Source organism: Pseudotabrizicola sp. L79, assembly GCF_036553525.1.
Classification (GTDB): domain Bacteria; phylum Pseudomonadota; class Alphaproteobacteria; order Rhodobacterales; family Rhodobacteraceae; genus Pseudotabrizicola.
Map to the genome: position 1 here is coordinate 239,925 of NZ_JAZHDA010000041.1, position 14,119 is coordinate 254,043.

Annotated in this window: 14 protein-coding genes; 11 read left to right on the forward strand and 3 right to left on the reverse strand. The window is 59.3% G+C overall.

Annotated features, from left to right (window positions below; translation table 11 throughout):
• Window positions 1–67 precede the first annotated feature (67 nt).
• The 10 genes from V3C85_RS03860 to V3C85_RS03905 all read left to right on the forward strand — a co-directional run bounded on the left by V3C85_RS03860 (window position 68) and on the right by V3C85_RS03905 (window position 10,451).
• On the forward strand, window positions 68–1,462 hold the full coding sequence (locus V3C85_RS03860) for a type II and III secretion system protein family protein (protein WP_331793880.1): 1,395 nt from the start codon (window positions 68–70) through the stop codon (window positions 1,460–1,462).
• A gap of 4 nt (window positions 1,463–1,466) precedes the next feature.
• Complete coding sequence (locus V3C85_RS03865; RefSeq protein ID WP_331793760.1) at window positions 1,467–2,120, forward strand: OmpA family protein; 654 nt, start codon at window positions 1,467–1,469, stop codon at window positions 2,118–2,120.
• Window positions 2,121–2,389: 269 nt separating this feature from the next.
• Window positions 2,390–3,661, forward strand: coding sequence for an AAA family ATPase (locus V3C85_RS03870; RefSeq protein WP_331793761.1), 1,272 nt, complete (start codon window positions 2,390–2,392; stop codon window positions 3,659–3,661).
• Window positions 3,662–3,684: 23 nt separating this feature from the next.
• A complete protein-coding gene (locus V3C85_RS03875; protein WP_331793762.1) occupies window positions 3,685–5,142 on the forward strand; it encodes a CpaF family protein in 1,458 nt (485 codons plus the stop codon).
• 14 nt (window positions 5,143–5,156) lie between these two features.
• Window positions 5,157–6,125 carry a type II secretion system F family protein gene (locus V3C85_RS03880; RefSeq protein WP_331793763.1) on the forward strand — a complete coding sequence of 323 codons (969 nt, stop codon included), beginning with the start codon at window positions 5,157–5,159 and terminating at the stop codon, window positions 6,123–6,125.
• Between the two features lie 12 nt (window positions 6,126–6,137).
• A complete protein-coding gene (locus V3C85_RS03885; RefSeq protein WP_331793764.1) occupies window positions 6,138–7,109 on the forward strand; it encodes a type II secretion system F family protein in 972 nt (323 codons plus the stop codon).
• 22 nt (window positions 7,110–7,131) lie between these two features.
• Window positions 7,132–7,692, forward strand: coding sequence for a tetratricopeptide repeat protein (locus V3C85_RS03890; RefSeq protein WP_331793881.1), 561 nt, complete (start codon window positions 7,132–7,134; stop codon window positions 7,690–7,692).
• A gap of 36 nt (window positions 7,693–7,728) precedes the next feature.
• A complete protein-coding gene (locus V3C85_RS03895) occupies window positions 7,729–8,574 on the forward strand; it encodes a tetratricopeptide repeat protein (RefSeq protein ID WP_331793765.1) in 846 nt (281 codons plus the stop codon).
• Window positions 8,571–9,074 carry a prepilin peptidase gene (locus tag V3C85_RS03900; protein WP_331793766.1) on the forward strand — a complete coding sequence of 168 codons (504 nt, stop codon included), beginning with the start codon at window positions 8,571–8,573 and terminating at the stop codon, window positions 9,072–9,074. The genes V3C85_RS03895 and V3C85_RS03900 overlap by 4 nt, the downstream gene beginning before the upstream one ends.
• Window positions 9,075–9,137: 63 nt before the next feature.
• The gene (locus tag V3C85_RS03905; RefSeq protein ID WP_331793767.1) at window positions 9,138–10,451 is read left to right on the forward strand and encodes an ATPase; all 1,314 of its coding nucleotides are present in this window, start codon (window positions 9,138–9,140) and stop codon (window positions 10,449–10,451) included.
• A 12-nt stretch (window positions 10,452–10,463) separates the two neighbouring features.
• On the opposite strand, the gene V3C85_RS03910 is transcribed toward V3C85_RS03905, so the two are convergent.
• A complete protein-coding gene (locus tag V3C85_RS03910; RefSeq protein WP_331793768.1) occupies window positions 10,464–11,024 on the reverse strand; it encodes a 5-formyltetrahydrofolate cyclo-ligase in 561 nt (186 codons plus the stop codon).
• Window positions 11,009–12,379, reverse strand: coding sequence for a magnesium transporter (mgtE, locus tag V3C85_RS03915; RefSeq protein ID WP_331793769.1), 1,371 nt, complete (start codon window positions 12,377–12,379; stop codon window positions 11,009–11,011). The genes V3C85_RS03910 and mgtE overlap by 16 nt, the downstream gene beginning before the upstream one ends.
• Window positions 12,380–12,501: 122 nt before the next feature.
• Between mgtE and guaD the strand changes: the two genes are divergently transcribed.
• Window positions 12,502–13,779, forward strand: coding sequence for a guanine deaminase (gene guaD / locus V3C85_RS03920; RefSeq protein ID WP_331793770.1), 1,278 nt, complete (start codon window positions 12,502–12,504; stop codon window positions 13,777–13,779).
• Window positions 13,780–13,788: 9 nt separating this feature from the next.
• On the opposite strand, the gene V3C85_RS03925 is transcribed toward guaD, so the two are convergent.
• Window positions 13,789–14,118, reverse strand: coding sequence for a ribonuclease E inhibitor RraB (locus V3C85_RS03925; RefSeq protein WP_331793771.1), 330 nt, complete (start codon window positions 14,116–14,118; stop codon window positions 13,789–13,791).
• Window position 14,119: the final 1 nt, after the last annotated feature.

Consider the following 14,119-nt stretch of genomic DNA (forward strand, 5'->3'; position numbering starts at 1 on the left):
CGGGCATCCTTTGGCAAAAGACGGGCAAGCAGACCCGAGATGAGGCGTGATCGAAAGGGCAGGTCACATGCATATGAACGGTATTCTGCGGGTTGGGCTGATCGGCCTTGCCTTAGCAACAACGACGATTTCTGGCTCGGTTTCGGCCGAGACGCTTCGGGTGATGCAAGGGTCTGTTTCGGCACCGTTGAAAGTGCCGATGAACCGCGCCGTTGTGGTGGAAAGTGACACACCCTTTGCCGAACTTTCGATCGCCAACCCCGGTATTGCCGACATCTCGACCCTGTCTGACAGGTCGATCTATGTTCTGGGCAAGACTCCGGGGCGCACGACGCTGACCCTGCTTGCACCGGACGGCACGCTGATTTCGAACGTTGATGTGCAGGTCACGCCTGACGTCGCCGAGTTCAAAGAGCGTTTGCAACAGATTTTGCCGGGTGAGCCGATCGAAGTGCGCACCGCCAATGATGGCATCGTGCTGTCGGGCACGATTTCTTCTGCGGCCAAGCTGGATCGTGCCCTTGATCTGGCCGAACGCTATGCGCCAGAACGGGTGTCAAACCTGATGAGCGTGGGCGGCACCCAGCAGGTCATGCTGAAGGTGCGCTTTGCCGAAATGCAGCGGTCGGTCGCCAAGAACCTTGGTGTGTCGCTGGCCGCATCGGGCGGATCGAAAATCGGGGTTTCTGGCGAAACTGGAACCTGGCTTTCCGGCGACAACGGTATTGGAAACCCGATCGAGGTTGAAACGGGCACGGCGGGCGCGCTGGCGCTTGGGTTTACCGCAGGGTCGGTGCAATTCGCCGTCTTGATGGAAGCGTTGGAATCAAAGGGTGTCGTTCGCACCCTGGCCGAACCGAACCTGACCGCCCTTTCCGGGCAAGAGGCCAAGTTCCTGGGTGGTGGCGAATATCCGATCCCGGTTCTCAGCTCTGACGGTGTCGGGATTGCATACAAACCCTTTGGTGTGGAATTGAACTTCACCCCGACAGTGGTGGATGGCGACACGATCAACCTGCAAATCAACGCAGCCGTTTCGTCGATTGATACAACGACAACGATCGAAGCCGGCGGCTTTACCATCAACGCCTTCAAGCGCCGCGAAACATCGACAACGGTCGAAATGCGCGACGGCGAAAGCTTTGCCATCGCCGGCCTGTTGCAAGACGACTTCCGCAACCAGAACAGCCAGATTCCGTGGCTGGGCGATGTGCCTGTGCTGGGAACCCTTTTCCGCAGCGCCGATTATCAGCGGAACCAAAGCGAATTGGTGATCATCATCACCCCGCACCTGGTAACGCCGGTGCAAGGCGATGTCTTTGCCCTGCCCACGGACCGGATCAGGCTGCCCACGGAACGCGAATTCTTCCTGACCGGTTCGGTGGCCAAACCCGCCACGGGCGCCGCTGGCGAGGTGGCGCGTCAGGGCTTTAGCAGCTCTTACGGCTATGTGATGGAGTAAGGCCATGCAAATGAGCACACGCACACTGCTTGTCATCACATTGGCCACCAGCCTTGGCGCCTGCGGCAGCCCTGCGGTTGACCGTCAGCTGGGCTATGAGGTGGATGAAGGCGGATTTGGCGGGGTGACCCGCACCAATTCGGCGATCATGGCCGGCGAAATCGACGCAACGCAGATCTTGTCGGCCCGATTTGCAAGCGAAGTGCCCAACACGATCACCTTTGCCTTTAACAGTGCGACCCTTACGCCCGAGGCGCGGCAGGTTCTGGCACAGCAGGCCAACTGGATCCGTCAGTTCCCCGAGCTGAAGTTCTCGGTCTATGGTCACACCGATCTGGTCGGGTCGAACGCCTACAACAAGGGTTTGGGCAAACGCCGGGCTCAGGCCGTTGTGAACTATTTTGCCAGCCAAGGCATCAGCAAGTCGCGACTTCAGGCATTGGTTTCTTATGGCGAAACCCAGCCCGCCATTGCGACCGAGGGCCCCGAACAGGCAAACCGCCGCACGGTGACCGAGGTTGCAGGCTTCCACAAACGGCTTGGCCCGCCGCTGAACGGCAAATACGCCGCCGTGATCGTGCGCACCTATATCGATGGCGCCACGCGCGACCATCCGCAAAACACCAAGCTGCCCACCCAGGTTGATCCGAACGGGTGACCAAAGGTTGCACTGCGAAAACCAAGGGCCGGTTCTCCGGCCCTTTTCTTTGTTGCGATTGCCGCAATTCGTCGTTTCCAATCGCGTAGAAATCAAAGTTTCACGGTTTTTCGGCCCCAATCCTGCCAAGATTGACCAGCAATTTGGCGTCAATGGAAACAGTCGCGGGGCTTTCCCGCACGGCACATTGGCGCATTTTTCAAGGCATCCCAGACCGGAAGGGAGCCTGCTTGCCACTGGCCGTCTTTGGATTGAGGACGTGAGGCGAGATGACGAACGTGGCAACACTTCAACCTGATCCGGCGCCCATCGTGGCTTGCACGATTTCGCGTGATGTACAGAATTTTGATCTGCTTATTGACGACATGGAAAACGAACTTGGCGAAAGCTGGGGGGATCTTTCCTTTGATGACGCCATTGTATTTCTGGGCCAACCCGACGCGGCCACCCTGGAATTCGTGGCCATCGCGGTAAATGCCGAGGATGAGGCCGATTTGGGCCGGATCAGCGACATCATTCGCAGCGCCAAGGCGCGCGATATCAAGGTGGTTCTGATCGCCGACCAATTGGGGCCGATGGCGCTGCACCATCTGCTGCGGCTAGGGGCGGATGACTTCGTTCCGTATCCCCTGCCCGAAGGTGCTTTGCATGATGCAATCACCCGAATTCGCATGCCGGCCCCTGTGGTCGCCCCCGCGCCCGAACCCGAAGATGCCCAACAGGACCAGGTCGCAGCGCCGAAGTTCAAGGCAAAGGGCGACCGTGAAGGCGTTGTCCTGCCCGTTCACGGCCTGGCAGGTGGCACCGGGGCTTCGACTTTTGCCGTCAATCTCGCTTGGGAATTGGCAACGATCTCCAAGACAGACGCCCCCCGCGTCTGCCTCTTGGACTTCGACTTCCAATATGGCTCGGCAGCCACCTATCTTGACCTGCCGCGCAAGGAAATGATCTTTGAAGTATTGACCGACACTGCGGCGATCGACAGCGATGCGTTCCTGCAGTCCATGTTGACCTTCAATGAAAAACTGCATGTTTTCACCGCGCCAGCTGACATGCTGCCGCTGGACATCATCAGCCCTGACGACATCGGGCGGCTGGTCGATATGGCGGCGTCGAACTTTGATTATGTCATCATCGACATGCCAAAGACGATTGTCAGCTGGACCGAGGCGGTGCTGAACCGCGCCCATGTCTATTTCGCGCTGATGGAGCTGGACCTGCGGTCAGCACAAAACGTGCTGCGGCTGATCCGCGCCCTGAAAGCCGAGGCGCTGCCCCATGAAAAGCTGCGCTATGTGCTGAACCGCGCACCCAAGTTCACCGATCTTTCGGGCAAAAGCCGTGTCAAGCGCATGGCCGAAAGCCTCGACATCTCTATCGAACTGCAGCTTCCCGATGGTAGCGTTCAGGTGACACAGGCCAATGACCATGGCCTGCCGCTGTCAGAAAATGCCGCCAAGAACCCGCTGCGCCGGGAAATCCAGAAGCTGGCGAAATCTTTGCACGATCTGAACAAGGGGGTCGAGGCCGGTAAGGGCTGAGACACTCAAGAGGGGCTGATTACATGTTCTCGCGTTTCAAAAAACCTGAACCGATGCCGGCGAATGCCGGTCTGAAGCCTGTTGCCGCCGCCGCCCCCGCAGCGCCGGTGGCCGCATCCACGCCAAAGCCCGTTGCCGTCGCACCGCGCGCCCTGCCCAATGCACCCGCCAAAACCCCGGCCGAGGCCGTGGCGTCAGACAAGGACAAAAAGCGGCGTGAACGGATGCAGGAGCTGAAGGTCGAGTTGCACAAGCGCTTGCTTGACAACCTGAACCTTGCAGCACTCGACAAGGCCTCTGAAGGGCAACTGAAAGGCGAAATCGCCTCGATCACCGCCGAAGCTCTGGATGAAATGAGCGTCGCCTTGAATTCGGCCGACCGCCAGGTGCTGCACCAAGAGCTGTATGACGAGGTCATGGGCCTTGGCCCACTGGAAACGCTGCTGAAAGATGAGACGGTCAACGATATTCTGGTCAACGGCCCCAAGCGCGTGTTCATCGAACGCGCGGGCAAGCTGCAACTGACCGACATCACCTTCAAGGATGAAAAGCACCTGCTGCGGATCATCGACAAGATCGTGTCGGCCGTGGGCCGCCGCGTCGATGAATCAAACCCCTATTGCGACGCCCGTCTGGCGGATGGGTCACGTTTCAACTGCATGGTGCCTCCGGTGGCCGTCGATGGCTCATTGGTGTCGATCCGTAAGTTCAAGAAAGACAAGCTGGGCATTCAGGATCTGGTCAAGTTCGGGGCCTTTACCGAAGAAATGGCCGCCTATCTGCAGGCCGCCGTGGCCACCCGCCTGAATGTGATCGTGTCGGGCGGCACGGGATCGGGCAAGACCACCACGCTGAACGCCCTGTCGTCTTTCATCGACAATACCGAGCGGATCCTGACCATCGAAGACACCGCCGAACTTCAGCTGCAGCAGGTTCATGTGGGCCGGATGGAAAGCCGCCCCGCGAACGTCGAAGGCAAAGGCGCTGTCACCCAGCGCGACTGTTTGCGCAACGCCCTGCGGATGCGTCCTGACCGCATCATCGTCGGCGAAACGCGCGGCGAGGAAGTGATCGACATGTTGCAGGCCATGAACACCGGCCACGACGGATCAATGACCACGATCCACGCCAACAGCGCCCGTGATGGCGTCAGCCGTCTGGAAAACATGATCGCGATGTCGGGCATTGAAATGCCGATCAAGGCCATGCGCAGCCAGATCGCAAGCGCGGTGAACCTGATCGTGCAGGCCAGTCGTTTGCAAGACGGCTCACGGCGCATGGTGTCGATCACCGAAGTGACGGGCATGGAAGGCGAAGTGATCTCGATGCAGGAAATCTTCCGTTACGAACGCCTCGGGATGGAGGCGAATGGCAAGATCATCGGCCGTTTCAACGCGACGGGCATCCGCTCGGCCTATTCAGATCGGTTCCGCCAATGGGGCTATGATCTGCCGTCGTCCATTTACGAACCCATTGTATAAAGGGGCCCCGCGCGATGGAAATCAGTGCCGCACCACTTATTTATCTGCTGATCTTTGCTGCCGTTGTGGTCATCGTTCAGGGCCTGTATCTGACGGTCTTTGGCAAATCGATCAGCCTTGACAGCCGGGTCAGCCGCCGTTTGCAGCTGATGCAAAAGAACTCGAACCGCGAGGAGGTTCTGGAGCAACTCCGCAAGGAAATGAGCCAGCACCTCGCCTCACGCGGGATCCCGCTTTACTCGCTTTTGGCGGACAAGGCGCAAAAGGCCAACATCGCCTTCACCCCCAAGCAATTGGTCATGATCATGGTGGCCATGACGGGCATTGCCTATGTCGGCCTGCTGCTTGGCACTGAAGTCACGCCCCCCGTGCGTGCAGCGGTCGCCGTAGTGATGGGCGTGGGCGGTGTCTATTTCTGGGTCAACAAGCAAGCCAAGAAGCGGATCACGCTGATGGAGGAACAGCTTGCTGATGCCGTCGAACTGATGGTGCGCAGCCTGCGCGTGGGGCACCCTTTCGCCTCGGCCATCGGCATTGTGGCCAAAGAAGTTCCTGACCCGCTGGGCACCGAATTTGGCGTGATCGCAGACGAAGCTGCCTATGGCCGGAACGTGGCCGACGCGCTGAAGTCTTTTGCCGAGCGGATGGACAACCAGGATTTGCGCTTTCTTGCGGTGGCCGTGGCCATTCAACAGCAATCGGGCGGTAACCTGGCCGAAATCCTTGATGGTTTGTCCAAGGTGATCCGTGCCCGCTATAAACTGTTCCGCCGCGTCAAGGCCATCACGGCCGAGGCGAAATGGTCAGGCATGTTCCTGTCGGGGTTCCCCTTGGGCGCGCTGGTCGCGATCAACATGGTTGACCCAAACTACTACGTCGATGTCAAAGATGCGCCGGTTTTTGTTCCAGCAGGGATCTTTGTGGGCGTGATGCTGACGATCAACGTCTTCTATATGAAGATCATGACGAATATCAAAGTGTAAGGGTGCGCCACCATGTTTGAGGCCTTGAACCAAACCCTGACTGATACCCTGGGGCCCGCTGGCCCGCTGCTGGCTTTGGGCGGTGTGGGTATTCTGCTGATCGTGCTGGCCCTGCCCACGATGCTGAAACGCGAAAAAGACCCACTGGAGCGCATTCGCCAACAGCGCATGGGCAAGGTCGAAACCGTTCAGGCCCTGCGGCGTGGTGGAAAATCTGCCGGTGCTGACAAGCTGGAACGCTTTGCCGGTTATCTCGAACCCAAAACGGCCGAAGAGCTTTCGGCTACGCGGCTGAAACTGTTGCGCGCGGGCTATCACTCCAAGGGGGCGGTGCGCATGTTCCACTTTGCGCAATTCGCCTTGGGCCTGGGTATTCTGTTCATCGGGTTGATTTTGGCGCTGCTAAAATCCAGCCAGCAGGAAATGACAGCCAGCACCCTTGTGATGTATACGATCTTGCCTGCTGCCATCGGCTATTATGCCCCGCAATATTGGGTGCAACGCCGCGTTCAGGGCCGCCAGCAGGAAATCACCGAAGGCTTTCCCGATGCGCTGGACATGATGCTGGTCTGCGTCGAGGCGGGCCAGTCGCTTGACCAGTCGATCATTCGCGTGGCGAATGAAGCGCGCGCCGGCTATCCGGCCCTTTCGGAAGAGTTTGAAATGGTCGCGCATGAGGTCAAAGCTGGCAAAGAGCGCGCGGTGGTGCTGCGCGATATGTCCGAGCGGGTAGGCTTGCCTGACATCACCTCGTTCACCACGACGTTGATCCAGTCTGCCAGCTTTGGCACCTCGATCGCTGACGCCTTGCGCGTGTATTCTTCAGAGATGCGTGACAAACGTGTGATGCGGGCTGAAGAAAAGGCAAATACCATTCCAACCAAGCTGACCTTGGGCACAATGCTCTTCACGGTGCCTCCGCTTCTGGTTATTCTGATCGGGCCGTCACTCTATAAATTCGCGGCGCAGATGACCGGAGGCTGACATCGCCCGCCCTGCCCATGTTCTGGTTGCCCTCGTTCTGGCATGCCTTACGCTCGCCGCCTGCACTGCGTCAGGCGGCGGTCTTTTTGGCGGCAATGCACAACGCAACACGCCCTATGGTGTCGACCCAAAGGGACAAGGCGTTGATGGGCTGCTGGTCGGCCATCGCCTGATGCAGGCCAAGGAATATGAACTGGCGCTAAAGGCCTATCTGCGGGCGGCAGGCGAACAAGGCTTTACGGTAGATGTGCTTTCGGCCCTGGGTTCGGCCAATCTGCACCTTGGTCGGCTGGGCCAATCCGAAGATCTGCTGCGCAAAGCGGTAGAGGAAGATCAGAATTTCGTCCCTGCACTGAACAATCTGGGCGTGGTCTTGATGGAACGTGGCAATTACGGCGATGCACGGCTGTTTTTCCAGCGTGCTTTTGCTGCCGATAGTGGCCAAACGGACGCGATTCGCGAAAACCTGATGCGTGCCATCGCGAAAACCGAAGATGCCGTGTATGCTGAGCCCGAGGAAACACCGAGGTTCACCCTCGTCCGGCGCGGCTACAGCACCTATGAACTGCTGTCCGAGCTTTGACGGGGCAAGGGCCCGAGCAGTCAAAGAGGACGCAAAATGCGCCGACCGATCTTCGTGGCACTGTGCCTGACCGGCACGGTTGCCCTGAGTGCCTGTCAAAAAAACTCTGATGCAGAAGTTCAGCGTGCGCTGAAAGATGTGAATGTCATCGACGAGTCGAACCTGTCAGACATCATGCTGACGGTGGGCGACCCGAACGAAGCCGTGGCCTATTTCGGTCGCGTGGTGAACGACAATCCCGACCGGATCGACGCCAAGCGCGGCCTTGGCAAATCCCTGATCCGGGCTGGCCGCGCACCCGAAGCGGCCTCTGTCTGGCGCCAGGTCGTTGCGCATCCCGAAGCCAATAACGAAGATCGCGTGTCGCTGGCCGATGCCTTGATCCGGTCAAATGACTGGCAGGGGGCCGAGGCCGAGTTGAACAAAGTGCCCCCCACCCATGAAACCTTTGAACGCTATCGGCTGGAGGCAATGGTTGCTGACAGCAAGAAACAGTGGAAAAAGGCCGACAGCTTTTACGAAATCGCTGCGGGGCTGACCACCAAACCCGCGGGCGTCTATAACAACTGGGGCTTTTCCAAACTGTCGCGCGGCGATGCGGCAGGGGCTGAAAAGCTGTTCATCCAGGCGCTGACCTTTGACCCCAACCAGTTCACCACCAAGAACAACCTTGTTCTGGCGCGGGGTGCGCAGCGCAAATACGATCTGCCGGTCGTCAAGATGACGCAAACCGAAAAGGCCGAGCTGCTGTACACGATGGGGCTTGCCGCCATCAAGCAAGGGGATGTCTCGGTGGGCAAGCAGCTTTTGCGCGAAGCCATAGACACCCATCCCCAGCACTTTGAAACAGCCGCCCGCAGCCTTGCGGCGCTTGAAGCATGACCCCCGGCGCGGCCGTTGCCTTGCTGCCCTTTGCCAGCGCGATTGGCATCTGGGTGGCGTGGAGCGATATGAAATTCATGAAAATCCCGAACAAGGCGGTGATCGCCCTGTTCCTTGTCTGGTTGGGGCCGGGGCTGCTGGCCGTGCCTTTGGCGGGCCTTTCATTGGAAGGCTGGCTTTGGGGCTGGGCCTTGGCAGGGATCGTTCTGGCCATCGGCTTTGTTGCCAGCACGCTGCGCCTTGTCGGGGCGGGCGATGCCAAATTCGCCGCCGCCATGGCGCCGTTTTTCGTCGCGGCAGATTTGCGGCTGGTGCTGGCGCTGTATGCGGCCTGCTTGCTGGGGGCTGTGGTCACACATCGGTTGGCCCGCTATGTCGGGCCACTGCGGGCGGCGACCTCTGATTGGGCCAGTTGGACGAACAAGGACTTTCCCATGGGATTGGCCCTGTCTGGAACACTGATTTTCCATCTTTTGCTCATAATTCAGGGCACATTCTAGCCTCTGGCCCTGCCCCGGCAGCGGCCGTTTGCAACAGCTTTCAGGTCTTAACGCGGTATCGCCATGAATATGCAACCAAAGCCGAATGTGCTTGCCCCCCCTATGCCAAAGTCGCTGGCCGAAACTGGGCTGTCGATGGTGATGATGCGCGACATCCTGCTGAAAACCATGTTCCGCATGAACATGAGTCTGGTGTCTGATCTGGCCCGTGCCGTCAGCCTGTCGGTGCCGTTGACGCAAGAACTGATCGACATTGCCCGTGGACAAAAGCTGGTCGAGGCGACGGGCACCCTGCACGCCGGATCAAGCAGTGAAATGGGGTATCAGCTGACCGACAGCGGCAAATCCCGCGCGCTGGATGCATTGTCACAATCGGAATATTACGGGGCCATGCCCGTGCCTTTGGCCGATTACGGCCAACAGATGAAGCGCCAGTCTGTGCGCGACATCAAGCTGACCCGCGATCAGCTGGTGGGCGCCATGGGGCATCTTATCCTGCCGCCTGATCTTTTGGGCCACCTTGGCCCTGCCGTCACCTCGGGCCGGTCAATTCTGCTCTATGGCCCGCCGGGTAACGGCAAGTCCTCGATCTCGAACGGCATCCGCGCCGCCATGGGGGACAAGATCTATATCCCTCGGGCGATCGAGTATTCGGGGCAGGTGATCACGGTCTATGACCCTATCGTGCATTCCGCCGCCGAAGAACAGACCGACGACCCCAACAGCCTGCGCCGCACCGGCAACCGCTTTGACAACCGCTATGTCTATTGCGAGCGCCCGACGGTGATCACCGGCGGTGAACTGACGCTGGATATGCTGGATCTCAAGTATAACCCGGTTGCCCGCACCTATCAGGCGCCCTTGCAGCTTAAGGCTTCGGGTGGGATCTTCATCGTCGATGACCTTGGCCGTCAAGCCGAACCGCCGCAAAAGCTGGTCAACCGGTGGATCGTGCCGCTGGAAGAAAGCCGCGATATTCTGGCGCTGCAATCGGGCGAAAAATTCACCGTGCCGTTCGATACGCTGGTGATCTTTTCAACGAACTTCCACCCGAATGAAATCTTTGACGGCGCGGCCCTGCGGCGGATCTTTTTCAAGATCAAGGTCGATGGCCCGACGCAGGAAATGTTCCTGCGCATCTTTGCCATGGTGGCCCGCAAAAAGGGCATGCCGCTGAACGAAGGCGCGCTGCTGCACCTGCTGAAAACCAAATATCCGACGATCAACAACATCTTTGCCAACTATCAGCCGGTGTTCCTGATCGATCAGATGATGGCCATCTGTGATTTTGAGGGCCTGCCCTATCAGATGACGCCCGATCTTATCGACCGGGCTTGGGCCAATATGTTCGTCAAAGACGAAAAAATCGCCAAATAATCGGCGCGCCCGTCAGAACGGCGGGCGACGCACCCCGGTTTCGGTGATGATCACATCCAACTGCTGATCCGTCGGCTCGATCGGCACTTGGGGCAATTGCTGGGCGTCAAAGGCGAAACCCACGGCCAAGGTGCTGTGCCGTGCCCGCAGCCCCTGAAGCGTGCGGTCATAGAACCCGCCGCCATAGCCCAGCCGATAACCACGCGCATCAAAGCCAACCAAAGGCACGATCAGCACGTCGGGATCCAGCCACGCCCCATCCGCCGGGATCAGGGCGCCAAAAGCCCCCTCTTCCATCGCGCAACCGGGTGTCCATTCGCGAAATTTCAACGCCTGCCCCTTGCCGATGATCACTGGCACACCCACCGGCCCATCATGCGCAGACATGGCAGGCAGGGGGTCAATCTCGGTGCGCATGGGCATATAGCCCGCCAAGACCTTGCCGCGAAAAGGGGCAAGAAAATCGGCCAAAATTTCGGCCGCCTGCCCCTGCCCTGCGGCAAACGCGGCTTTGCGGGCCGCAAATGCCGCCCGGCGCGCTGCGGCCTTTTGTTCGGTTACAACAGCATCCATGATGCAAGCCCCAGAAAGGTAAAGAACCCAACCACATCCGTCACCGTGGTGACAAACGGCCCCGAAGCCAGCGCCGGGTCGATGTTGAACCGCTCCAGCACCATCGGAATCACGATCCCGCCCAGCGCCGCGGCCATCAAGGTGAATACCATGGCAAGCCCGATCACTGCGGCCAAAACCGGCACGCCGAACCACACCGCCGCCACCCCGGCCATGACCAGACCAAAGATCAACCCGTTCAGTGCGCCCACGGCAACTTCGCGCCGAATGACGCGCGGCGCGTTCTGCGCGGTCAAATCGCGCGTGGCAATCGCCCGCACCGCAACCGTCATCGACTGCGTGCCAGCATTGCCGCCCATGCTGGCCACGATGGGCATCAACACCGCCAGCGCCACCATTTCATTGATCGTTTCGGCGAACAGGCTGATCACGACGCTGGCCAGAATGGCCGTCAGCAGGTTTACGAACAACCACAGCGCCCGGCCCTTGGCCGCCTCCAGCACCGTATCTGACAGGCTGGATTCATCATCCACACCGGCCATCCGCAAGATATCTTCCTGATGCTCTTCATCCAGCACGTTCATCGCGTCGTCGATGGTGATCACCCCGACAAGACGATCGTTTTCATCCACAACCGGGCAGGAAATCAGGTGATACTGATTGAACAGATAGGCGACATCGGCCTCTGGCTCGGTCGCCTCGACCGTGCGAAAGCTGTCTTCGACAATATCCTTCAACTTGACCTCGCGCCGGGCCGACAAAAGCCGCCCCAGCGTGATATAAGACACCGGCTTCATCCGAGGGTCGACAAGGATGACATGATAGAACTGGTCGGGCAGAAAATCGGCGCTGCGCAGATGGTCGATCATCTCGCCCACCGTCCAGTGTTCGGGCGCAACCACCACCTCGCGCTGCATCAGACGACCAGCGGAATACTCCGGGTAAGACAGCGCCCGTTCCACGGCAACGCGGTCAGCCGATTCCAGCGCCGACAGGATCACCGCTTGTGCCGGGGCTTCAAGGTCTTCCAGAATATCGACAACGTCATCGGTATCCAGATCGCGAACCGCCTCGGCCACCACCTCTGGCGGCAGGGATTCGATCACCTCTTCGCGGATCGAATCCGAGATTTCCGACAGGATTTCGCCATCAATTTCCAGCGAATACAGCCGCAACAGGGCGCGGCGATCATCTTCCGACACCTGTTCCAAAAGGTCGGCGATGTCAGCAGCGTGCAGGGGTTCCAGCAATTCGGCCACAAGGGCGGCATTGCCCGCCTCGACAGCATCCAGAACGGCCTCTACCCGGCGCACATCCAGGCCTTCTTCTTCTCTTTCCAGAATGTCGTCGGCCATTATCCCTCCAGCATTACCCGGACCCTGACGAAAGCAGTTTCGGGAAAACAAGGCGACCGGGCAAATTTACCCCGCAGCCTAGACCAGATACACTGCGGGCAAGCAGGGCGAAAGGGCAAGGCATGAAACTCCTTCTTGGGCAGGTTCTCCATTTCACGTCAGATCCCTTTGTCGATGGGCCGAGTGCCGCGCGGCTGGATGAGGCTGTGCTGATCGAGGCGGGCAAAATCCGCGCCATCGGCCCCTCTGCGCGCCTGCGTGCGGATCATCCGCAGGCCGAAATCATTGACCATGGACAGGCGCTGATCAGTGCAGGCTTTGTCGATGCCCATGTGCACTATCCGCAAACCGCCATCATCGCCTCTTGGGGCAAGCGGCTGATCGACTGGCTGAACAGCTATACCTTTCCCGAAGAAATGCGCTTTTCGAACATTGCTTATGCGCAAGACGTGGCAGATCGCTATATGGATTTGACACTTTCGAATGGCACGACGTCTTTTAGTTCGTATTGCACCATTCACCCCGAAAGCGTGGATGCACTTTTTACCGCTGCCGCGCGCACGAACAGCCGCATCTGGGCAGGCAAGACCTGCATGGATCGCAACGCGCCAGAGGGCCTGCGTGACACGCCCCAATCGGCCTATGACGACTCGGCCCGATTGCTGACGAAATGGCACGGGGTTGGTCGCGGCTCGTATGTCATCACCCCGCGCTTTTCCCCCACCTCTACCAAAGATCAACTTGCTGCCCTTGGCAGTCTTTGGGCACAGAACCCTGACTGCCTGATGCAGACGCATCTTTCGGAACAGGTCGATGAAATCGAATGGGTGCAATCGCTGTTCCCCACCGCGCGCGACTATCTGGACACCTATGAACGCCACGGCCTGTTGGGCAAGGGCGGGCTTTTCGGCCATGCAATCTGGCTGACAGATCGGGAAAAAGACCGCCTGCGCGAAGTTGATGCCAGCCTGATCCACTGCCCCACCTCTAACACGTTCATCGGCTCGGGCCTCTTCGCCATGGCGTCCCTGAAATCGGCGGGCCACCGCATCGGCCTGGCCACGGACACCGGCGGCGGATCTTCCTTTTCCATGCTGCGCACCATGGCCGCCGCCTATGAGGTGGCGCAGCTGTCGCACACGGCCCTGCATCCGGCCGCGCTGTGGTGGCTGGCCACTGTCGGGTCGGCCCGCGCCTTGCGTGCGGATCATCTGATCGGCAACATCGCGCCGGGGCACGAGGCAGATCTGGTGGTGATCGACCTTGCCTCGACCCCCGCCATTGAACAGGCCAGCAGACGGGCGACCGATATCTGGCAAGCGGTTTTCCCGACCATCATGATGGGGGATGATCGGGCGATACGTCAGGTCTGGGTGGCCGGAAAACCCGTGCGCGGCTGACAGGCCGGTTTAGTCAAAGCCAAATTCCCAGCCATCGGGCACGAAATCGAACTTCAGCCCGATTTCGCTTATCTGCCGCTCAACCTCCCAGATCGCATCGGGTGTCATGCGGATGGCGGACTTGGTGGCCACGATCAACGTCTCGCCTTCGCGGTCACGCTCGGTCTTGAAGCCTTGGGCTGACAGGGCTTTTTCAGCCGCACCCCAATTTGCGTCTGCCCCTTCGGCCAGCAGGTAAACCTCAAGAATGGAAAGGTCGGGCAGCGTTTCGCCCAGCTTTTTCAATTCGTCAAAGGTTTCAAACGTCTCGCGCTTTTGGCCATCAAAATCGTGTTTCATG